Origin of the sequence: Streptomyces exfoliatus (genome assembly GCF_000725545.1) — a bacterium.
In the GTDB taxonomy this organism is placed as follows: domain Bacteria; phylum Actinomycetota; class Actinomycetes; order Streptomycetales; family Streptomycetaceae; genus Streptomyces; species Streptomyces exfoliatus.
Map to the genome: position 1 here is coordinate 93,910 of NZ_JNZP01000002.1, position 21,762 is coordinate 115,671.

The 21,762-nt window shown below is 72.5% G+C and carries 14 protein-coding genes; 9 read left to right on the forward strand and 5 right to left on the reverse strand.

Annotated features, from left to right (window positions below; genetic code table 11):
- Positions 1–88: 88 nt before the first annotated feature.
- The 4 genes from IO20_RS0103610 to IO20_RS36210 form a co-directional block, all read right to left on the reverse strand.
- Positions 89–1,585: an FUSC family protein gene (locus IO20_RS0103610; RefSeq protein ID WP_030546203.1), complete on the reverse strand. Its 1,497-nt coding sequence runs from the start codon at positions 1,583–1,585 to the stop codon at positions 89–91.
- 289 nt (positions 1,586–1,874) lie between these two features.
- Positions 1,875–4,316: a polysaccharide lyase 8 family protein gene (locus IO20_RS0103615; protein WP_031126797.1), complete on the reverse strand. Its 2,442-nt coding sequence runs from the start codon at positions 4,314–4,316 to the stop codon at positions 1,875–1,877.
- Between the two features lie 169 nt (positions 4,317–4,485).
- On the reverse strand, positions 4,486–5,313 hold the full coding sequence (locus IO20_RS0103620) for a class E sortase (RefSeq protein WP_245684854.1): 828 nt from the start codon (positions 5,311–5,313) through the stop codon (positions 4,486–4,488).
- 45 nt (positions 5,314–5,358) lie between these two features.
- Positions 5,359–6,072, reverse strand: coding sequence for a hypothetical protein (locus IO20_RS36210; RefSeq protein ID WP_037634538.1), 714 nt, complete (start codon positions 6,070–6,072; stop codon positions 5,359–5,361).
- A gap of 299 nt (positions 6,073–6,371) precedes the next feature.
- Between IO20_RS36210 and IO20_RS0103630 the strand changes: the two genes are divergently transcribed.
- The 9 genes from IO20_RS0103630 (at position 6,372) to IO20_RS0103670 (ending at position 19,703) form a co-directional block, all read left to right on the forward strand.
- Positions 6,372–7,415, forward strand: coding sequence for an iron-containing redox enzyme family protein (locus IO20_RS0103630; protein WP_030546195.1), 1,044 nt, complete (start codon positions 6,372–6,374; stop codon positions 7,413–7,415).
- Positions 7,416–7,450: 35 nt separating this feature from the next.
- On the forward strand, positions 7,451–8,137 hold the full coding sequence (locus tag IO20_RS0103635) for a 2OG-Fe dioxygenase family protein (protein WP_030546193.1): 687 nt from the start codon (positions 7,451–7,453) through the stop codon (positions 8,135–8,137).
- 74 nt (positions 8,138–8,211) lie between these two features.
- Positions 8,212–9,123 carry a diaminopimelate epimerase gene (gene dapF / locus IO20_RS0103640; protein WP_037634543.1) on the forward strand — a complete coding sequence of 304 codons (912 nt, stop codon included), beginning with the start codon at positions 8,212–8,214 and terminating at the stop codon, positions 9,121–9,123.
- On the forward strand, positions 9,120–10,232 hold the full coding sequence (locus tag IO20_RS0103645) for a pyridoxal phosphate-dependent aminotransferase (RefSeq protein ID WP_051874253.1): 1,113 nt from the start codon (positions 9,120–9,122) through the stop codon (positions 10,230–10,232). The genes dapF and IO20_RS0103645 overlap by 4 nt, the downstream gene beginning before the upstream one ends.
- A gap of 215 nt (positions 10,233–10,447) precedes the next feature.
- Positions 10,448–13,621, forward strand: coding sequence for a non-ribosomal peptide synthetase (locus tag IO20_RS0103650; protein ID WP_030546186.1), 3,174 nt, complete (start codon positions 10,448–10,450; stop codon positions 13,619–13,621).
- On the forward strand, positions 13,614–15,107 hold the full coding sequence (locus tag IO20_RS0103655; protein ID WP_245684855.1) for a serine hydroxymethyltransferase: 1,494 nt from the start codon (positions 13,614–13,616) through the stop codon (positions 15,105–15,107). The genes IO20_RS0103650 and IO20_RS0103655 overlap by 8 nt, the downstream gene beginning before the upstream one ends.
- Before the next feature lie 17 nt (positions 15,108–15,124).
- On the forward strand, positions 15,125–17,575 hold the full coding sequence (locus IO20_RS0103660; protein ID WP_051874252.1) for a non-ribosomal peptide synthetase: 2,451 nt from the start codon (positions 15,125–15,127) through the stop codon (positions 17,573–17,575).
- Positions 17,572–18,387 (forward strand): thioesterase domain-containing protein, encoded by an 816-nt coding sequence (locus IO20_RS0103665; RefSeq protein ID WP_030207055.1) that lies wholly within the window; start codon positions 17,572–17,574, stop codon positions 18,385–18,387. Before IO20_RS0103660 ends, IO20_RS0103665 begins: the two co-directional genes overlap by 4 nt.
- A complete protein-coding gene (locus IO20_RS0103670; RefSeq protein WP_030546180.1) occupies positions 18,384–19,703 on the forward strand; it encodes an MFS transporter in 1,320 nt (439 codons plus the stop codon). Before IO20_RS0103665 ends, IO20_RS0103670 begins: the two co-directional genes overlap by 4 nt.
- Here IO20_RS0103670 and IO20_RS36215 read toward each other — a convergent pair.
- A complete protein-coding gene (locus IO20_RS36215; RefSeq protein ID WP_078945846.1) occupies positions 19,690–21,690 on the reverse strand; it encodes an AfsR/SARP family transcriptional regulator in 2,001 nt (666 codons plus the stop codon). The two genes, IO20_RS0103670 and IO20_RS36215, sit on opposite strands and share 14 nt — an antisense overlap.
- Positions 21,691–21,762: the final 72 nt, after the last annotated feature.

Genomic DNA, 21,762 nt, shown 5'->3' on the forward strand with positions numbered 1-21,762 from the left:
GCGCCTCCCCTGTCCCCGGGGCCGGTCGCGGTCGACCGGCCTTCGTCCGGCCGACGGTAGCAGGCGGTCTAGACCAACGGTGCGCGGCTCAGGCGGCGGGGACCAGCGGAGCGCGGAGGGAGGTCTTCAGGGGTGCCGCGAGGCCGACGAGTGCCTGCTCCAGGCCGTGCAGATGGCCGAGGGCGGCCTCCGCGCCGGGGTGGTGATGCGGTACGCCGTCGGCCTCGGCGACCGCGGTCCGTCCCGGACCCGCCGGGGGCACGAGGGCGTGGACCGCGGCTTCCACGCGCCAGGCGGCGGCCACGAGCCGGGCGTCGTGCGAGGCGTCCGGGTCGGCCGCGACGGCGGCGAGGCCCCGGATCTCGCGGGCGCAGTCGTCCAGGAGCGCGAGCACCCGGCGCGCGCGTGCCTTGCGGGCCCGCAGCGGGTTCAGGGGGTGCACGAGCGGCGCGAGGGAGAGCCGGACCCGGCCGAGCAGGATCTCCAGCTCGGCGGCGTGCGGCGCCGGGTCGACGCCCGGGTCGCCCGCGAGGCGCCGGGCGGCGGCGGTGGTGCAGGTGTGCACGCAGGTCACGGCCCGCTCGATCCAGGCGTTTGTGGCGGCGTGCGTGGTCACCGGCAGCAGGGCGACGCCGATCGCGGCGCCGATCGCGCCGACGGCGGTCTCCTGGAAGCGCAGGAGCAGCAGGCCGGGGTGCAGGACGCCGAGCAGCCCGTAGAGCAGTCCCGCCATGACGGTGACGAAGAACATCATCCAGCTGTACGAGAGCGGGGCGGTGTAGAAGATCCCGAAGACGCACACGGCGACGAGCAGGGCGGTGGGGGCGGTCGCGCCGCCCAGCGGGACGGCGATCAGCAGGCCGGCGGCGATGCCGGCGACGGTGCCGAGGACCCGGCGGAAGCCCCGGACGAGCGTCTCGCCGCGCGATGAGGTGTTCACGAAGATCCACCAGGCGGTGCCGACGGCCCAGTACCAGCGCTCGTGCGAGATCAGCTGGCCGGCGGCGAGGGCCACGGCGCACGCGGCCGTGGCCTGGAAGGCCTGGCGGGTGGTGGGGCGGGCCAGGCCCGTGCCGGGCAGCGGGGCGGGCGCGCCCGGCGGCGGCACGTGCCGCTCGATGCACCAGGCCACGAAGCGGACCGCTCCGACGGCGAGCAGCGCGAGGGCGACGGCGGCGTACAGCTCGGGAAGCTGGGAGGGGAGCGCGTGCAGGAACTGCGTCACGAAGAACTGCATGAACGCGAAGATGCCGAGGGCGTGCCCGCGCGGTCCCCAGCGGCGGGCGTACACGCCGGCGAAGACGACGAGCAGCCAGCTCGCGTCCCGCAGGAGCGGGGCGCCGTGCAGGAATGTGGCGAGCGCGAGGACGGGGAAGCCGACCGCCGGCAGCAGGGCGGTGGTGACGGCCTGGCGGCGGACCGTGGAGTCGCCGACCGTGAAGAGGGCGAGCAGAGCGGCGAGACCGGCGGTGATGGAGGCGGTCAGGGAGAGGCCGAAGAGCTCCGCGAGGGCGACGGCGAGCGTGATGCCGAGAACGGCGCGCGTCGACACCCTGAGCCGGACGCGTCCCGGATCCGGGGCCATGAAGTACTTCCGCACGGCGGCCAATCCCGCCCCCCTTGTCGTGTTCCTCGCCGCGCGCGAGGGACCCCGGGGGTGGTGGGGGCTCGGACACGACGAAGGCACCGCGGGCCGGTCCGGCCTCGTCGCCGGACGGCGCTGCGCGGCGCCGAAGGTGTGTGATGGCTACAAGGATAGACGGAAGGGGGTACGACGGCTCAACCGACCGTGGAAACGGTGGGCCATCGGCCCACTGCGACAGCGCGGTGGGTGGCCGGACGGAGCCAATGGCCCACACGTTCCCGCTCCCCTCTCACCCCAGGCTGACGACCGCCCTGTGCGTGGCGGCGAGCGTGCCGGGAGTGATCCGCAGGGTGAGCGCGGATCCCGTGGACAGCACCTGGACCGTGGCGTCCTTGGACACCACCGCCGGCACGGGGCGGTTCCAGGTCAGGTCGATCGGCGCCCCGTCGCGCAGGGGGCCCGAGACGCAGATCGTGGCGGTGGTGCCGGACTCGCGGATCAGCACGGACGCGGGGGCGCCGACCGTGACGTCGCCGACGGTGCCGGCGAGCCAGAAGTTGACGCCGGTGAAGCCGAGCGCGGGGACCCGTACGCCCTGCTGTTCGTTGGCGTTGGCGAGGACGGTGAGCCATCCCGTGTCCGCCGCGCGCGCCGCCGTCTCCGCCTGGGTCGCGCCCGGCATCAGGACGTACGAGTAGGCCGCCCACGTCGGATCGGTGCCGTGGTCGAGCCAGAGCGTGAGGTACCGGCGCGTGTACGGCGAGGTCTCGGCCCCTTTGTTGATGTCCGACCAGGCGCCCGTGCGGGCCTGGCGCAGGGCCTTGAGCGCCGTGGCGCCGCCGGGGAAGACGTAGCCCGCGAAACCGGCGAGGTGGGCCCATCGGGCGCCCGTGAGGGTGGCGCTCCAGCCGAGCGTCGTGGGCTGGGCCGCGCCGTCGACGGTGAAGGCATGGACACCCGTCCCGCCGAGGTTGCGGTTCTCCACGACCGACTCGACACCGGCGCCGTCGCGGCCGTGGATCCCCGCGCCGAGGCAGACGACCGCGTCGTCGAGGAAGAACCAGGACTTCTTGGCCAGGAGCGTGGACGACAGCCCCTTGAGGTACTGCCCCACAGCCGCGTACGTGCCGTCCGTCGTCCCGCCGACCCAGCGCACATCGGGCCGGGCCGCGCCCCAGGTCCCGCCCTCGCCGTCGGCGAGCGGCTTGCGGGAGGCCGTGGTGCCGGGCAGCCGGTAGGGATCGACGGTGGGCCAGAAGTGATCGCTGTACTGCCCGTTGGCGAAGTCGTCGCCCCACCAGTAGAGCATTCCGGAGCCGCTGTGCCAGGCGCGCAGGTTCTCGCCGTTGCCGTTCTCGTAGTACGTGATCCGGTTCGACGCCATGGAGAGCGACGCCGCCCACCCGGCGCGGCGGTGCACGGCGCGGTCCATGCCGGGGAAGAGACGGTGACCGGACGGTTCGGGGCTCGCCGGGGCCGTGCCGTCCTGGACGGCCTTGAGGCGGGCGAGCGCGGCGACACCGAGCGCCGGGTCGGCGAGCAGCGGGCTGTAGTGGTCGCGTGCGATCCAGCCCTTGACCATGCCGTCCCAGCGGGCCTTCTCGGCGGCCGACGCGCTCCGCGCGAGCAGCGCGACGCGCGCGATGATCCCGTGGCCCCGCAGGTGGTCGTCCTGGCGGACGCCCCTGGTGTCCGTCCGCTGTACACCGCGGCTGATCGCGCGCCCCGCGACGGCGTCCATGGCCAGGCCGTTGAAGAGGAAGGGCGCGTAGGCCTTCTCGACGGAGTCGAACACCACCTGCCGGCCGCTGTCGGTGACCTCCCACGCCGATCCCTTGAGCAGGGCGAAGAGCATCGAGAGCCCGCCGAGCATGACGGCGCCGTAGGAAGCGGCGTAGGGGACGTAGGTGTGCTGGATGAAGCTGCCGTCGGCGTGGAGACCGTCGCCGGACGTGACGTACGGGAAGACCGGGGAGAGCGCGTCGCGGGCCCGGGACAGCTTCGCGGAGGACTTTCCGACGACTCCGCGGAGCGCGAGGACCCGGCAGAGGTCGACCCGGTTGGCCCCGGTGGAGGTGCCGGTGTAGCTCGCGACCGCGCTGTCGGGGACGAAGTGGTCGACGGCGGCGCAGTGTGCCGCGACGCGGGTCGCGCCGAGGACGTCGTACAGGAGGACGTCGATGTCGAGCAGCGCCTGCGGGATGCCTATCTGCCAGTTGTACCAGTTGCCGTAGCGCACCTGGCTCGCGTTGTACGCCTGGTCGTGGAGGTGGTCGAGGCCGGCGAGGATCTCGGCGCGCAGGGTCGCGTCGCCGGTGAGTCCGGTGCCGGGCTGAGAGTACGCCTCGGTGAGGGTGCGGAGCCGGTTGTAGCTGGTGTTGAGGTTGCCCGAGTACGTGTACGACTCGGCGTCCGTGTCCGGTTCGGGGTCGGCGTACGGCAGGTCCGGCCAGAGGGAGCCGTTCGCCGTGGCCATGGCGGAGCGGAGGTCGCCGGCGGTGGCGCCGAGCGCGGCGAGCTTCGAGGCGAAGGGTTCGGCGGTCGGCACGACGTTCGTGCCGAGGAGCAGGTCCCGCCAGGTCAGACGCAGGGTGTCGTACGCGTCGGCGGCGTGTGCGGCTGTCGCGGCGGCCGGTATCGCGAGCGGGGCGACGACGGCGGCGCCGAGGGCCGCGCGCAGCAGGCCTCGGCGGGACGCGAAGGGAGGGGGCGTGGGGGCGGAGGAGGGCATGGGGGGGAACCTCCGGGGGACGGGCGCGCGGGCGGCCCGGCGCGGTGGCGGACAGCATGCCGGGGAAAGAAAGCGATTTCTACCCCTGGGGCGGAATCCGCCGCTCCCCCCACGCGCGCCGCACCGGCCGGAGAGTGTCCCAGGGCCTGTCCCGCACGGAGGACGGGCCCTACGCCGGCCGCTTCGACGTCAGGACGCCTATCTTGTCGATCCGGTGCTCGGGGTTGCCCTGGGCGTCCCGCCAGAAGTTGCCCGCCGCGTCGTCCTCCGGCGTCGCGCACGTCGAGAGGGTGATCATGGCTCGGGTGGGCTTCTGCCCCGGGTCGCCCGGGACGGCGGCCCGCTGCTCGGCGAGCGAGCGCTCCGAGCGGAAGGACGTCTCCCGCGTCTCGACGATCTCGTACGTGTAGACCGTGCCCCCGGCGGTGACACGCACCAGGTCCCCCACGTCGACCGCGGGCAGATCACGCAGCGGCCCGCCGGCCGAGAGCCGGTGGGCGGTCACCAGATAGTTGCCGACGTCCCCTGGCCCGACGCCCCCGTGCTCGCCGTAGGGGCTGGCGGCCACACCCCGGTCCTGGATCCGGGTTCCCGCCCGGTCGTCGGTCGTGCCCTCGTACGGCACGACATCCAGCGCTTCGACCCCGATCGACGGTATGGACACCTCCGCCGCGACGTGAGAGGCGGCAGGCCGGGGCGTGGGCGCCGACGGCGAGGGCGGCGGCGGGGCCGCCGACGGGCCGTGGACACCGGCGGACGTCGCGTCCGCGCCGTGGACGCCGGCAGGCGTCACCTGCGCGCCGCGGACCGCGGCGGTCGTACCGTCGGCGCCGCGGACACCGGCAGGCGTGCCGCCCGCGTCGGCGCCGCGCAGAGCGACGCCCGCGGCCACCGCGACGGCGGTGATCACGGCGGCGACAGCGGCGGCGACCACGGCGCGCACACCGCGGACCCCGGACCGGCCCCTGCGCAGGGGACCACGACGGTTGGCACCCATGCTCCAAGAATGACCCACCCGCTACGCCCCGGCACCTGCGACCGGTCAGCCGACACGGTCCCCCGACGACACGCGGTGGACCTCCAGGCCGGGCGTCGCGAGCAGTGCGGCGATCAGGTCCTCCGAGCCGCACACGTACGTGCTCACCAGATCGACGTCCCCGCCCACGCACCAGGCCCTGTCCTGCGGCCACCACAGGTCCGGCAGTTCGTCGAACGGCTCGGCCTCGGGAGGGGACATGACGTCGGCCAGCGCTCCCGACAGGAGGATCTCCTCCCGCTCCGGCGTCGGGAAGGTGGGGATCCCGGGCCATTCCCGGCGGCCGTAGCCGTGCCACAACCCGAACCAGCACCGCTCCGGCGTGTCCGTGTGCCGGGCCAGTACGGGGATCAGTTCCCGCGCCACCTCACCCGGCGTGGGGCCTTCGGCCGGATGCTCGTCCCACACCCCGGCCAGGCCGTACTCCTCGTCGTTCTGGTAGAACCGGTCCACGCCGATCACCTCGTGCCAGTCCGTCAGCTCCCCGACGCTCCGCCCGTAGGCGGCGGCGACGGTCTCCCAGCGCACGGGGCGCTCGTCGAGGGCCGCGGGGTGCAACACGCGCGCGTAGGCGGCGAATCCTGGTGCGGCGACCCCACCGACGGTTCCGAACTCGCCGTACCCGGGCCGGCGTTCGGTCAGCCAGCGGGCCGGCCCGAGGTCTCCCCGCTCGACGCGCAGCCGCCCGTACAGGCCGGCATCCGTCCACTCCTCGCTCACGCGCACCTTCCGTGTCGATGTCCGCCGAGGCGGTCGTCCACCAGGGCGACGGCCAGCGTAGCCCTGCGGCCAGGGCCGTACGCGAAGGCCGGCGACGAGGGCCCGGCGGTCGTACAGAGCGCGTACATATTCCGTCCAGTGGGCCCCTTGCAGAATGGCAGCGCCCGCCACCGCTGCGGCCCGCAAGAACGCTTCGCCGCAGTACAAGCAATGGCAGGCCAACCGTCGCCCTTCCTGGCGACGGTGCACAGACCGCGCGTCGCAAATCTGATTCGTCCAGTGAATCCAAGGGGAAACACATGCCAGAAGTCGGCGGCTCCAAGGGTCTGACCGTACCCGGTGACCCGTTCCTGTCCACCGTGGACAAGGTGTGCGCATGGCTCGGTTCCGCGCCCGAGAAGGTCGACGCCCTGTCGGGCGGCGAGCGGAGCCGCGTCCTGGGCGAGGTGGCCGACATCAACGCCGCTGCGGCCTCGGGCGACAACGGCGCCCTGTACGCCCAGCAGTACCTCCTCGACCGGATCTACCAGCTGTACACCAAGATCCCGCAGGGGCAGACCGCCGAGGGATCGGTCGTCGTGTACGAGATAGCCAGGCTCCTCGAGACCGCCACCGCGGCCGCCCAGGACGCCCTGATCGAGCCGGGGCTGATCGAAGAGGCGCCCACGGAGCCGCGGGAGTACCTGACCTGGCTCAAGAACACGGCCCGGAACCACCGGGTGTACAAGCACCCGTACTACCACGACTTCATCCGCAACGCGGCCTCGCACGACGACCTGCGGAACTACGTGATGCAGGAGTCGGTCGTCGACGGCCGCTTCGACGACCTGCTGGCCATGATGCAGGTGGGCACCGCCGGCGCCGCCAAGATGGAGATCGCCGCCAACTTCTGGGACGAGATGGGCAACGGCGACCACGCCCAGGTCCACACCCACCTCTTCAACAAGATCTACGAGGTCTTCGAGATCTCGGAGGACGAGCTGAGCAGGTCGCTCACCGCGACCTCCCTGCTCAACGGCAACCTCGCCGTCATGCTGTGCCGCCAGCGCGCCCTGTACGCGGAGGCCGTGGGCTTCCTGGGCATGACCGAGTGGATGGCACCCGACCGGTTCGTCCAGGTCGTGCACGCCTGGGAGCGCCTGGGTCTGCCCGAGGTCGGCATCACCTATCACAAGCTGCACATCACGATCGACTCGCAGCACGCGCAGGGCTGGTTCCACAACGTGGTGCTGCCCGCCGCCGAGTCCGCGGACATGCGGCGCGCCATCGCCCGCGGCATCCTCTGGCGGCTCAACTCCTCTGCCGCGTACCTGGACGAGCGCATCCCGTCCGTCGCCGCCTGACGTCCGACGACTTCATCTTCTCTGGAGGAGAGACCATGGCCCTTGGCAGCGAACGCTTCACCATCATCGACCTGCCCGACATCTCCGCCGACATCCTGCCCAGCTACGACGACTGCCCGGTCGACGAGTACATGGGCAACGGCACCCGCTTCAAGCGGTTCTCGCAGTACCGCCTCAGCCCCCAGGGCAGTGACGGGTGGTCGTTCGAGCGTCTCGCGCACCGGGACTACACGACCTACAAGAAGTTCAACTCGGTCGGCGGCGGCATCCGCCGCGTCTACGAGCCGATCAAGGTGGACTTCACCCCGCTGATCAGTCACGGCGTCAGCGAGCTCGGTCTCGACCGGTCCGAGGACTGGCAGATCAACGTCCACCAGAACCGGACCCGCGCCGAGGGCGGCAAGCCCGGCCCGCTCACCCCGGAGGGCGTGCACCACGACGGCCACGAGTTCGTGATGATCGCGGTCCTCAACAAGGTGAACGTGGCCGGCGGCCAGACCCGTCTGTGGAACCCGGGGGCCGACGAGCCCTTCTGGACCGGGACGCTGGAGCCGGGCCAGGCGGTCCTCCTGGACGACCGGGAGCTCGCCCACGACGTCACCGACGTGCTGTCCGCCGACGGCGGCCCCGGCCACCGGGACATCGTCATCATCGCGTTCTCCCGGTGGGCGGAGAAGTGGTACGGCGAGGAGCACGACAACGCCGCGCTCTCCGAGCAGTGAAACCGGGCGCCGCCCCGGGGCGAGGCACCACGCCTCGGGGCGGCGCCGCGCCCCGCAGCCAAGGGAGTTCATCCGTGAACGACTTCTTCAAATACCAGGCAGCAGGCAACGACTACTTGGTGATCGACCCCCGCCACACCGACTTCCCCGTGACCCGTGAGGCGATCCGGCTGGTCTGCGACCGACGGCTGGGCATCGGTGCCGACGGGCTTCTCTACGGGCCGCTGGAGCCGCCCCGCCCCGGCGCCCCGGTCTCCCTCGACCTGTACAACTCCGACGGATCCGACTGCGGCAGAAGCGGCAACGGTCTGCGGATGTTCGCGCTCCACCTCGCCGGGCAGGAGCCCGGCGCCTGGGCCGACGGAGACGAGTTCACCCTCCGTACGGCCGCCGGCGACTCCTCCGTACGGGTCCTCGACGCCTCCGAGGGACGGGTGGAGGTCGGCATGGGGCGGCCCGGCTTCGACGCCGCCGACGTGTCTCTGCTCCGCGAGGACGGGACTCCACTCGACGGGCGCGCGGTGAACGTGCCGCTCGCCGTGGACGGCGACGAACTGACCGTCACCTGCGTGTACAACGGCAATCCGCACACGGTCGTACGGGTGGACGACACCCCGACGGCGGAGCTCGCCCGGCGGCTCGGCCCCGGGATCGCCGGTCACGAGCGCTTCCCGAACCGCACCAACGTGCAGTTCGTGCGCATGGTGAACCGGTCCGTGATGGAGCTCGAGGTCTTCGAGCGCGGCGCCGGGTACGTGACGGCGTCCGGCGCCGGCGCCTGCGCGGCGGTGTCCGCCGCCCGCGAACTGGGGCTCTGCGACGCCCGGGTGGAGGTCAGGATGCCCGGCGGCACGGTGGAGATCAGCGTGGCCGAGGACGGCCACGTCACCATGACGGGAGACGCCGAACAGGTGGCGGCCGGCTCCTTCGCGCCCGCCCTGCGCGCCCGGCTCGACCGGACGACGCCGGCGAAGACGGTACGGTGAGCCCCTCCCCGCACGCGCGGACGACGCGTGACTACCCGATCCAGCGGTGGGTGTTCGAGGACGCCGCAGGACGCTTCGACATCGACCTCGGCGACAGCAACATGCTCCCCGGGCGTCTCGACTCCCTCAAGGTGCCGGCCGGCCTCGAACTGGACTACGGACACGACCGGGGCCTCGGCGCCCTGCGCGAGGCGGTCGCCGGCCTGTACGGCGGCTCGGCCGAATCGGTGCTCATCACCCAGGGCGCCCAGCAGGCGCTCTACCTCGTGTACGCGGCGCTGCTGACCCCCGGGTCGCGGGTGATCGCCTTCCGGCCGGGCTGGCAGCAGTCCTGGGACGTGCCGCCCGAGCTGGGCGCCCGGGTCGACCTCGTCGGATTCCGCCCGGACCTCAGCTTCGACGTCGAGGCCGCCGAGGCGGTGGCCGGGCCGGACGTGCGGCTGATCGTCGCCAACAGCCCGTGCAACCCGACCGGCCGGCGCATCGGGGAGGACGACCTGCGCGGTCTGGTCGCCCTCGCGGCGCGCACCGGAGCCCATCTGCTGCTCGACGAGGAGTACGCGCTCGACCTCTCGCGCTCGGCGGCCGTCGGCAGCGACCGGGTGATCTCGGTGTCCAGCCTGTCCAAGGTGTACGGCTTTCCCGGGCTGCGGGTCGGCTGGCTCTACGGTCCGCCGGCCGTCGTGGAGAGCTGCGCACGGCGCAAGTTCCTGTCCACCATCTCCAACTCGGTGCTGTGCGAGACCCTGGCCTGCGACGTCCTGGCCCACCGCGAGGACCATCTGCGCACGTACCACGAGGTCACCCAAGCCGGGCTCACCCTCGTACGGGACTTCGCCCGGCGCAACGCGGACGCGGTGACCCTCGTGGAGCCCGAGGGCACCCCCTTCGCCTGGCTCTGGCTCACCACGGGGGAGGAACCCCTCGCGATGTGCCGCAGAGCACTGGACCTGGGCGTCCTGCTGATGCCCGGCGAGACCCTCGGAGCCAGTGACGGCTTCCGGATCTGCTTCGCGCGGTCCCCCGAGGCGGTGGCCGAAGGCCTGAGCCGCGTGGAGCGGGTCCTCAGACCCTCCACTCCCCCGACCGGCCCCGCCCCGGTCCGCTGACCCGCCGGGGCTCCGGCCCCTGGCCCCGTCCCCCGCCACGGGGGCCGCCGCCCCGGCCCGTCAGGACCTCGAGTTCCTCAATTCCGCGCCCCAGGGCGATGCGCCGCGCTGCCGCCCCCGCCCTGCCGCGTCCTTGACCTGCCTCCGCCCCGCCCTGTCCTGCTTCGCCATGCCCTGCCCTGCCCTGCCATGCCCCCGAACGGAGTTCTGTGACGATGAGCATGCACACTGACGAGTCGAACATCCAACTGTCGTTTGGCCAGGAACAGTTGTGGTTCCTGGACCAGATGAGCCCCGGTGAGACCACCTACAACGTCCCGGTGGCCTACCGGCTGCGCGGCCCGCTCGACACGGCCGCCCTGGAAGGCGCGATCAACCTGCTCGTGAAGCGCCACGAGCAGCTCCGGGTCACCTTCCACGCGGCGGACGGTGTCCCCTACCAGGTCGTGTCGCCCGCCGAGGACCGGCCGCTGCCGCTCCGGGACCTCTCCGAGCTGGGCCCGGAGGAGGCCGAGAGCGCGCTGCGCGAGGCGCTGCAGACCGAGGCGGACACGCCGTTCGACCTGGCCGCGGGGCCGATCTCCCGGTTCCAGCTGTTCCGGCTGGCCGCCGACCACCACGTGCTCAGCCTCAGCTTCCACCACATCATCACCGACGGCTGGTCCGGCGGTGTGATCAGCCGGGAGATCTCCGCAGCCTACGACGACCTGGCCGCGGGCCGGGCGCCCTCGCTGCCCGAACTGTCCATCGGCTACGTCGACCACATCAAGCGGCAGCGCAAGCAGCGGGCCGACGGCGTCTGGGAGGAGGAGCTGAAGTTCTGGGAGGAGCGGCTGGCCGGCCTCGAAGCGCTCGAACTGCCCGCCGACCGGCTCCGGCCGCCGGAGCCCACGCAGAACGGCGAGACCTTCGTGGTCGACTTCCCCGTCGAACTGCTCACCAAGGCGCGGGCCTTGGCGCACGAGCAGGGCGCCTCCCTGTACATGGTGGTGGCCGCGGCCCTGAACGTCGTGCTGAGTCGGTACAGCGGCCAGGACGACATCGCCCTCGGGGTGCCCATGCTCGGCCGCACCGACCCCGAACTCGAGGACGTCGTCGGCCTGTTCATCAACATGACGGTGCTGCGGTGCGACCTGTCGGGCGGTGTCACGTTCACCGAGCTCCTCGAGCGGATCGCCGACGCGAACCTGGACATGTACGACAACCAGGACGTACCGTTCGACCACGTCGTCGACCGCGTGCAGACGACCCGGGACGCGGGACGCAACCCGCTCTTCCAGATCGCCTGCCAGCTCCTCGGCGAGGCCAGCACCGGCGACGCCCTCGAACTGAGCGGCCTGTCATCCGAGTCGATCACGCTGGCCACCTCGCGCTCGCGGTTCGACCTGTCCTTCAGCTTCATCGAGGGCGCCGAACGCCTGCGTCTCATCGTCGAGTTCGCCACCGACCTCTACGACCGCTGGCGCGTCGAGGCGATGATCGACCACTTCCGCACGGTGCTCGACGCCGCCGCGGACGCCCCGGAGACCCCGGTCTCCGCGCTGCCGATGCTCTCCGAGGCCGAGCGCGCCGAGCTCCTGGAGGTGGGACGCGGCGCCGACTTCGACTACACCACGGAGCCGGTGCACGCGACGATCGCCCGGATCGCCGAGGAGAACCCCGACCTGGTCGCGGCGGTCTGCCGCGGCGTGGAGATGACGTACGGCGAGCTGATGCGCCGGGCCGGCAAGCTCGCCCGGTACATCCGTTCCCGCGGGGTGCGCCAGGAGGAGGTCGTGGCCATCGCCATGGACCGCGACCTGGACGCGCTGGTCGCGATCCTGGGTGTCATGGTCTCCGGGGCCGCCTACACCATCATCGACCCCTCGCACCCCAACGCCCGCCTCGACCACATGTTGCGGGACACCAAGAGCCCGCTGGTCATCACCCGGGCCGCCTCGCTCGGCGACCTGCCGGAGTCGTGCGGCTGGGAGACCGTCCGGATCGACGCCGACTGGGACGTCATCGAGGCCCAGCCGGACGACGAGCCGCTCGAGGAGTGGGCGCAGCCCGCCTCCCTGGTCTACGTCCTCTACACCTCCGGTTCCACCGGGCGGCCCAAGGGCGTGATGATCGAGCAGCGCGGCCTGCGCATGTTCATCGAGGCGTACCGGCGCAGCTTCGGCGAGTGGAACACCGAGGACCGGCTCCTGCAGTTGCCCGCGCTGACCTTCGACATGTCCCAGGGCGAGATCTTCGCGGGTCTGATCAGCGGCTCGGCGCTCGTGCTCGTGGCTCCGGAGGACGCCTCGTCGCCGGAGGCCCTGGGGGCCCTGATGCGTGACCAGCGGGTGACCTACGCGGGGCTGTCCCCGGCGATCCTCTCCGTGGTCGAGGCGGGGCCGTACCCGGATCTGAAGTACATCATGGGCGGGGCGGAGGCGCTGCCGGCCGATCTGGTCAACAAGTGGAACCTGCCGGGCCGGAAGTTCGTGAACCTCTACGGCCCCACCGAGGCGTCGGTGGCGACCACCGAGTACCTGTGCGAGCACAAGGAGTGGCAGTCCTCGCCGCCCATCGGCCGCCCCGAGTTCAGCCGGCTGCACTACGTGGTGGACAAGGAGTTCAACCTGGTGCCGGTCGGCGTGCCGGGCGAGCTGCTGATCGGCGGCGACGACGGCCTCGCGCGCGGCTACCTCAACCTGCCGGAGCTGACGGAGGAGAAGTTCGTCCCCGACCCGATCCTGGGCAAGGGCCGGGTCTACCGCACCGGCGACCTGGTGCGCTGGACCCGTGATCTCCAGATCGACTTCATCGGGCGGCTCGACAACCAGGTGAAGCTGCGCGGGCTGCGGATCGAGCTCGGTGAGATCGAGTCCGGCCTGCTGACGCACCCGAAGGTCCGGATGGCCCTGGTGCTGCTGCGCGAGGACTACGGGGAGAAGCAGCTCGTCGCGTACTACACGGTGCTCGGTGACGTCTCGCCGACGGTGGCGGAGCTCCGTGAGCACCTGGGCGCGACGATGCCCGAGTACATGGTGCCGACCGGGTGGGTGGAGCTGGCGGAGTTCCCGCTGACCCCGGCCCGCAAGATCGATCGCACCAAGCTGCCGGCTCCGGTGTCCGGTTCGGGCGACGGGACGGCGAGCTTCGTCGCCCCGGTGACGGCGACCGAGGAGAAGGTGGCCGAGGTGTTCGGCACCGTTCTGTCCGTGACGCAGGTCAGCGCGGACAGCAACTTCTTCGAGCTGGGCGGCAATTCGCTGCAGGCGATGCGGGTGGTGAGCCGGCTCAACAAGCACTTCGGGGTGAAGGTCAACGTCCGGCTCCTGTACGGCGGTGCCTCGGTCGCCACGGTCGCCACGGCCATCGACACGCTGGTGGAGTCGAAGGCGGGTACGCGTGCTTGACGCCCCACGGGTCTCGATCCCGTCCCCGTCGCCGCCCGTGCCGCCGGCGCCCGCAGTACCCGCGCCGGCGCCCCTGCCCGCGCCGCAGAACGGCTCCGGCTCCGGCTCCGCGCAGGCGGTGCTGCTTCGCCGGGGGATGGAGCTGCTGAACGGGACCGACCCCGAGCTGGCGCTGTTCCTCGACCGGGAGGTGGAGCGGCAGGCCATGACCCTCGCCATGGTGGCGTCCGCCAGCGCCGCGGGCCCCGCGGTGCTGGCCGCGGGCGGCGCCGCCCTGTCGAACGTGACGGCCGAGGGCTATCCGGGGGCTCGCTACCACCCCGGTGCGGAGCGGTTCGACGGTGTGGAGCGACTCGCCGTCGACCGGGCCAAGCGTGCCTTCGGCGCCCGTTACGCCAATGTGCAGCCGCATTCCTGCTCCTCGGCCAACCAGGCGGTGCTGGCCGCGCTGCTGCCCCCGGGCGGTGTTCTGCTCGCCCTGGACCTGGACTCCGGCGGGCATCTCACGCACGGGTCCGCCGCGTCGGTGACCGGTCACCACTACCGGGCGGTGCACTACGGCCTGGACGACCAGGGGTTCATCGACTACGACCAGGTGGCCGAGCTGGCCCTCGCTCACCGTCCCAAGGTGCTCATCGCCGGGGCCAGCGCCTATCCGCGGATCCTGGACTTCGCCCGGTTCCGCGCCATCGCGGACTCCGTCGGGGCGTATCTGGTGGCCGACATCTCGCACATCGCCGGTCTGGTGGCCGCCGGGGAGCACCCCAGCCCCATCGATCTGGCGCACGTCACGACCACCAGTACGTACAAGCAGCTGGGCGGGCCGCGCGGGGGGCTGATCCTGATCGGGGAGGAGCACCTGACTCCCGGCCCGGACGCCCGCCGCACCCCGCTCTCCCGGCTGATGCAGCGCGCGGTGTTCCCGCAGTCCCAGGGCACGCCGAGCCCTGCGTCGGTCGCCGCGAAGGCCCACGCGCTCAAGCTGGTGGCGGAGCCGGCGTTCGGGGACACGATGCGGCTGGTCCGTGCGGACGCCGCGGCGCTCTCCGACGCCCTGGGCGAGGCCGGATACCGGATCCTGACCGGCGGTACCGAGAACCACATGGTGCTCCTGGACATGCTCGACCGCGGCATGACCGGTGTGGTCGCCGAGCGCGCCCTGGAGGAGTGCGGGATCCTCACGAACCGCAACCGCATCCCGAAGGACACCAAGGCGCCGCTCGTCGCCAGCGGTCTGCGTCTGGGCACGAACGTGCTGGCGCAGCGGGGCATGGGGCCGGATCAGATGCGGGTCTGCGCCGCTCTGCTCCACGACGTGCTCAGCGCGACGACCGTGCTCGGTGACACCGAGTTCCGCACCGACCCCGTGGTGCGCGACCGGGTGACGGCCGAGGTGGCCGCGCTGTGCCGCACCCACCCGCTGCCCTTCGGGGCCGGCGTCGGCGCCGCCGATGTCTCCGACCGCGAGCCAGGAGAGAGGTCTTGAGCCGGAACCCGGATTCCATGACGACTTCCGCACCGGACGCCGTACCCGCGCCCGTGACGGCGGGTGCCTCGGCTCCCGTGCCGTCGCCGCCCGTGCTGCTGCCGATCGATCGTCCACGCCTGCCCGGGGCCGCTCCAGAGCGGACGGGCTCCGCCCGGCTGCCGCTCGGTCCCTCGGCCGGGTCGGCCCCGGAGGGAATCCTCCTGGCGGGCTTCACCGCCCTGCTCCACCGCTGGAGCGGTCAGGCCGACTTCGGCTTCCTCGTGACGACACCCGGTGTCGGTACGGCGGTCCGCCTGAGCCGTACCGTCACCGGCACGGAGACGGTGGCCGGGCTCGCCGCCGGCTCGGCCCCCGTCGGGACGGCGGAGGCCGGGCCGGCGGGTCGGGACGAGTTCGAGCTGGTCCTGCACCCGCCGGGCGAGGAGGACGACGGCCTGCCGAGCGCGGAGCTGCGGTACGCCCCCGAACTCTTCGACCGGGCCACCGTGGTCCGGCTGCTCGACTCCTACCGCACGCTCCTGGAGGACGCGCTCGCGGACCCGGAGCGGCCGGTGTCGCGGCTGCGGCTGCTCCCCGAGGACGAGCTGCGCCGGATGCTCGTCGAGTGGAACGACACCGCGGCGGACCTTCCGCACGACGTCTGTCTGCACACCGCGTTCGAGGCCCGCGCCGCCGGGGCCCCGGACGCCCTCGCCCTGGTGGGCGGTGACCGGAGCTGGACGTACCGCGAGGTGAACGAGGCGGCGAACCGTCTCGCCCACCATCTGCGGGGCCTCGGGGTCGGCCCCGACCGGCGGGTCGGCATCTGCCTGGACCGCTGCGCCGAGCTGCTCGTCGCCGTCCTCGGGGTGCTCAAGGCGGGCGGCGCCTACGTGCCGCTCGACCCCGACTACCCCCGGCAGCGCCTCGCCACGATGGTGGCCGGCACGTCCTGCGCGGTGGTCGTCAGCCGGAGCGGTCCCGCCGACAGCCTGCCTCCCGCGGGCACGGGGCCCGACACCCCGGTGGTGCTCCTCGACCGGGCAGAGGAGCTCCTCGCCGGGCTCCCCACCCACGATCCGGAGGGCGGCGCCACCCCCGACGACCTCGCGTACATCATCCACACGTCCGGGTCGACCGGCGCCCCGAAGCCGATCGCCCTGCGGCACCGCGGGGTGATGAACAACATCGCCGACCTCAACTCCCGCTTCGGCGTGGGCCCGGGGGACCGGGTCCTGGCCCTGTCGTCGCCCAGCTTCGACATGTCGGTGTACGAGTTCCTCGGGCTCACCGCCGCGGGCGGAACGGTGATCCTGCCGGAGCCGGAGCGGTCGAAGGATCCGGAGCACTGGGCGGACCTGCTCGCCGCCCACCGGGTCACCGTCTGGAACTCGGCTCCCGCTCTCCTGGACATGGTCGTCGACCACCTGGACAGCATCGGTGCCCAGCCGCTCGGCGACCTGCGTCTGGCGCTGCTCGGCGGCGACTGGATTCCCGTGTCGCTGCCCGACCGGGCACGGGCGTTCGCCCCCGCACTGCGCTTCGTCGCCCTGGGCGGAGCGACGGAGTCCTCGATCCACTCGACGATCTTCGAGGTGGTGAAGACCGACTCCCGCTGGACGAGCATCCCGTACGGACGCCCGATGGCCAACCAGCGCACGTACATCCTCGACGACGGTCTCCAGCCCGTGCCGCCGGGGGTCCCCGGCGAACTGCACCTTGCGGGGATCGGGCTCGCCCGGGACTATCTCGGCCGGCCCGAACAGACGGCGGAGCGGTTCTTCGAGTGGTCCTGCGGCGAGGTGTCGGGCGAGCGTCTCTACCGGACGGGCGATGTGGCCCGGTACGGTCCCGACGGGCTGATCGAACTCCTCGGCAGGGCGGACTTCCAGGTCAAACTGCGCGGTCTGCGGATCGAGCTGGGCGAGATCGAGTCCGTGCTCCGCGCCCATGACACGGTCAGGGAGGCGGTCGTCACCGCGCATCCCGACGGAGCGGGCGACCGGCGGCTCGTCGCCCATCTCGTCGCCGAGAGCGGCCGGAACGTGGAGCCCGCAGAGGTCGCCGAGCACGCCGCCCGGGCCCTCCCCGCCTTCATGGTGCCCGGCACCGTGCTCGTCCTGGACGAGCTGCCCCTGACGCCCAACGGCAAGGTCGATCGCAAGGCGCTCCCGGCGCCGCCCGACGACCTCGGCGAGCCGCCGGCGAGCGGCACCGCGCCGTCCACGCCGACCGAGAAGGCGGTGGCCGAGGTCTTCGCGGCCGTGCTCGGCACGTCCCGGATCGGGGCGGACAGCGGGTTCTTCACGCTCGGCGGCAACTCCCTCCAGGCGATGCGCGCGGTCACCCGGCTCAACAAGCACTTCGGGATCCGGGTGAACGTCCGTCTGCTGTACGGCGGTACGACGGTCAGCGGCATCGCACGTGTCATCGACGAGCGGCTCGCACCGCCCGCACCCACCCCGAACGGAGCGCCGACCCCGTGATCGAACCGACCGTCGGCAGTCTCGTCACCCTCCGCGCGGAGGGTGACCTGCTTCCGCTGCACTGCGTCCATCCGGTCTCCGGATCGCCGTTCTGCTACTCGTCGATGGCGCACCGAATCGCCCCGGCGCGCCCGGTGTTCGGATTCGAGGCGCCAGGATTCGACGGCGCCTCGGAGCCCTTGACGTCGATCCGCGAGCTGGCCGAGCTGCACACGGCCTCGCTCCGGGCGGACCGGCCGCACGGCCCCTACCAGTTGCTCGGATGGTCCCTCGGCGGGGTCGTCGCGTACGAGATGGCACGGCTCCTCGTCGCCGCGGGTGAGGAGGTGCCGCTGCTCGTCATCGTGGACGCGGCGCTGCCCGGGACGCAGTCGGTGCCGCCCGACGACGAGCTGGCCCGCTACTTCCTGTACGACTTCCTCGGCGTGACCCGTGACCGGGCCCCCGGTGTCGACAAGGCGCTGGCCGGTGTGCGCCCGGGGGCGGAGCCGGCCGAGGTCTTCGCCGCGGCGGAGCTCCACGGCGCCGTACCCGAGGAGTTCGACGCGGAGTTCCTGCTGGAGCGCTACGCCCTCTTCCGTACGCATGTCGTGGCCATGCGCGAGCACCGGCTCGACGCGGTGTACGACGGGCCCACGATCCTGATCAGAGCCGCGGAATCGGTGGAGCGGCTCCTCGACTGGAGTCCGTACGCGAGCCGGCTCACCGAGCACATCGCACCGGGTGACCACCATTCCGTGTGGCAGGACCCGGGCCTGGCGGCCATCACCGCCGTCGTCAACGAGGCGCTACGAGAGGCGAGTCCGGCATGACGGAGCACGGCACGCCCACCGCGTCGGCCCCCGCGGCCGAGGCGGAGGGCCCTCCTCGGTCGCTCTGGCGCGACAGGGACTTCATGGTGTTCTGGGCGGGCGAGGGGCTCTCCCTCTATGGCACCCAGATCACCCAGCTCGCGCTGCCGCTGACCGCGGTCCTGGTCTTCGGCGTGGGCGCCGGGGAGCTGGGCATGCTGCGGTTCGCACAGCTGGTTCCCTTCCTCGGGCTCGCCCTGCTCTTCGGCGTCTGGGTGGACCGGGTGCGGAAGCGGCCGGTGATGCTGGGCGCCAACCTGGTCCGGATGGTGCTGATCGGGCTCGTGCCGGTCCTGTACGAGTTCGGGCTGCTCACGCTGCCGACGCTGTACGCGCTCGCGCTCGGCATCGGGGTGGCGACGGTGCTCTTCGACGTCAGCTGGATGTCGTACGTTCCGGTGCTCGTGAAGGACCGGCGCAGCCTCCTCGAGGCGAACACCAAGCTGAACGCAACGCTGTCGTCGGCGGACATCGCCGGGCCCGGTCTCGCCGGCACACTCGTGAGCGTGTTCTCGGCGCCGTTCGCCATGACCGCCAACGCCTTCTCGTACGCCCTGTCGGTGGTGTCGCTGCTCCTCATCAGGAAGCCCGAGCCCGCGCCGGCGGTGCCGGAGGAGAAGCGGCGGCTGCGCGTCGAGCTCTTGGAGGGGCTGCGCTGGGTGTTCGGGAACCGCTGGCTGCGTGCGATGGGGCTCGTCGGCTGTTCGTGCAACTTCCTGCTGACCATGGTGCAGACGCTGTTCCTGCTCTACGCGGTGCGCGACAAGGAACTGTCCGCCGCGGCGGTCGGTTTCGTGATGGGCGCGGCGGCCGTGGGAGGCCTGCTCGGCGCGCTGGTGTCCGGGATGGTGGTGCGCCGTCTTTCGGTGGGCACCGCGTACCGGGTGTCGGTGTCGGTGATCTTCCTCGGCCCGCTGCTCATTCCCGCGGCGGGCGGTCCCCGCTGGCTGCTCGTGGGCCTGTTCGTGGCCTCCTTCTTCATGGAGTACGTGGGCGCGAGCGTCTCGAACGTGCTCATCGTGAGCCTGCGTCAGACCATCACCCCGCAGCATCTGATGGGCCGGATGACGGCCGCGATGCGCATGCTGCTGTACGGCGGCGGGGCGCTCGGCGGGCCCGTCGGCGGCCTGCTCGCGGCGCTCGCCGGTCTGCACGGTGCCCTGTGGATCGCGGGCCTGCTGTCCGCGGCGATGCTGGTCCCGATCTTCCTGTCCCCGGTCGGCAGGCTGCGCGCCATGCCCACCGGGCCGGAGGACGAGGCGTTCATCTCACGGTGAGGTCCGTCGCCCGCGTGACGTCCTCACGCTGGCGGAAGGCGGCCCTCCGGAGGACCGCGGCGCGCCGCAGTACGACGGCGTAGGGTTCGCCCTCGTCCGGGTCCGCCGCGTCGAGCCGTGCCAGGGCCGCCCTCCGGTTCAGCATCGGCTCCTGCTGGGCGCACTCGGCCGCGTAGATCCCCAGGAGGTCGTGGAGGCGGTAGCGCTGCCCGTGGTCCTCCAGGAGGTGGTGGGCGACGAGCTGGCCGAGCAGCCGCCGGGCGGTGTCGCGGTCCGTGTCCGCGAGCGACGCGGCGGCGGAGACCGTGATCGGACCGTCCTTGCGCAGGCCGAGGAAGCGGAACATCCGTGCCGCTTCCGCGGGCAGGGCCCGGTACGACGTCTCGAACGCGTCGCGCACGCTCGCGAGGGCGTCGTCGGCGACGGTGAGGCGGTCGAGCCGGCCGCTCTCCCTCGTGTACTGCTCCACGAGCGTCGCCAGCGGGACGCCGGGGTTCGCGGTGAGTGCTTCGGCGGTGATGCGGAGCGCGAGCGGCAGCCCGCCGCAGAGGGCGGCGAGGCGCCGGGCCGCTTCCCCGTGGTCCGTGAGCCGCCCGCCGGACAAGGTGGTGAGCAGCTCGGCGGCCTCGTCGGCGGCCAGTGGCCGGACGGCGACCGTGCGCGCGCCGTCCCTGGCGGCCAGGCCGCCGAACCGCTGGCGGCTCGTGGCCACGACGCAGGACGCGCCGCGCGGGATCAGGGGCCTCAGCTGGTCCGCGCTGAGGGCGTCGTCCAGGACGATCAGCGTGCGTTTGCCGTACAGCAGGCTGCGGTAGAGGGTGGCGCGGCCCGCGAGGTCCCGTGGGATGCGCGTGCTGTCGGCTCCGAGACTGGTGAGCAGATGCAGCAGCGCGTCCGACGCGGTCAGCGGCCTGCCGCGCAGCCCGTTGCCGCAGAGGTCGACATAGAGCTGGCCGTCCGGGAAGCGGTCCGCGAGCCGGTGCGCGAGTTCCAGCACGAGTGCGGACTTGCCGACGCCCGCGGGGCCGTCGACGACGATCACCGGGGTGCTGCGCTGGGCGAACTCGTCGTCGACGAGTGCCTCCAGCTCCTTCAGCTCCGTCTCGCGTCCGGTGAAGCCGCGTGCCACCGGAGGGAGTTGTGCGGGTACGGGCAGTCCGGCGCCCCGTCCGTCACGGGGCCTGGGGGCCAGGTTCCCCGCGGGGAGCCGTAACTCGCGCTGTCCGGCGAGGATCCGCCGGTGGAGGTCCTGGAGCTCGGTCCCCGGCTCGATGCCCAGCTCGCGGCGCAACAGCCGGCGGGTCTCCGTGTACACGGTGAGGGCGTGCGCCTGGCGGCCGGCGTGGTAGAGCGCCAGCATGAGCAGCCAGCGGAGCTTCTCGCGCAAGGGTTCGTCGGCCACGGCGCGTGAGAGCTGGTCGACCGCCTCGGCGTATTCGCCGGCCTCCAGCATGACCGCGGCCCACTCCTCGACCGCGGTCAGGCGCAGGTTCCGCAGCCGGACGCCCTCCATGGCGGCGAAGGGTCCCGGGACCCCTGCGTAGGCCTCGCCCCTCCAGAGCGCCAGGGCGTCCTCGTACAGCCGTAAGGTCGTTTCGGCGCTGCCGCCCTCGCGTGACCTGCGGGCGTGGCCGTGCCGCTGGACGAAGAGCGTGGCGTCGACGTCCACCGGGTCGAGCCGCAGGCAGTAGCCCCCCGACGCCGAGGAGAGCACGGCGCTGGCGGCCCTGCTGCCGCGTGCGGGCTCCAGCGCGCGGCGCAGCCGGGCCACGTAGGTGTGGACGCCGTTGGCCGCCGTCTCCGGTGTGTCGCTGCCCCAGAGGGCGCTGGTGATGGTCTGTCCGCTCACCACCTCGCCGGCCCGGCTGGCGAGCAGGCTCAGGACCGCGCGCTGTTTGGGTGAGCCCAGCGGGACTTCCTCACCGTCCCGCCAGGCACGTATCGGTCCCAGAAGCTGGATGCGAAGAGATGCCCCCGTGCAGATCATCGTGCCGTTCACCCCTCAGGAATCACCGAGCATTGAAGTGGTCATGACATATGCGACTGCGCAGCGTGCCGG

Coding starts and splice junctions, on each gene's coding strand:
- IO20_RS0103610 (WP_030546203.1), bottom strand. CDS start 1,585: ATGGCCCCGGATCCGGGACGCGTCCGGCTCAGGGTGTCGACGCGCGCC.
- IO20_RS0103615 (WP_031126797.1), bottom strand. CDS start 4,316: ATGCCCTCCTCCGCCCCCACGCCCCCTCCCTTCGCGTCCCGCCGAGGC.
- IO20_RS0103620 (WP_245684854.1), bottom strand. CDS start 5,313: ATGGGTGCCAACCGTCGTGGTCCCCTGCGCAGGGGCCGGTCCGGGGTC.
- IO20_RS0103630 (WP_030546195.1), top strand. CDS start 6,372: ATGCCAGAAGTCGGCGGCTCCAAGGGTCTGACCGTACCCGGTGACCCG.
- IO20_RS0103635 (WP_030546193.1), top strand. CDS start 7,451: ATGGCCCTTGGCAGCGAACGCTTCACCATCATCGACCTGCCCGACATC.
- IO20_RS0103650 (WP_030546186.1), top strand. CDS start 10,448: ATGAGCATGCACACTGACGAGTCGAACATCCAACTGTCGTTTGGCCAG.
- IO20_RS0103660 (WP_051874252.1), top strand. CDS start 15,125: ATGACGACTTCCGCACCGGACGCCGTACCCGCGCCCGTGACGGCGGGT.
- IO20_RS0103670 (WP_030546180.1), top strand. CDS start 18,384: ATGACGGAGCACGGCACGCCCACCGCGTCGGCCCCCGCGGCCGAGGCG.
- IO20_RS36215 (WP_078945846.1), bottom strand. CDS start 21,690: ATGATCTGCACGGGGGCATCTCTTCGCATCCAGCTTCTGGGACCGATA.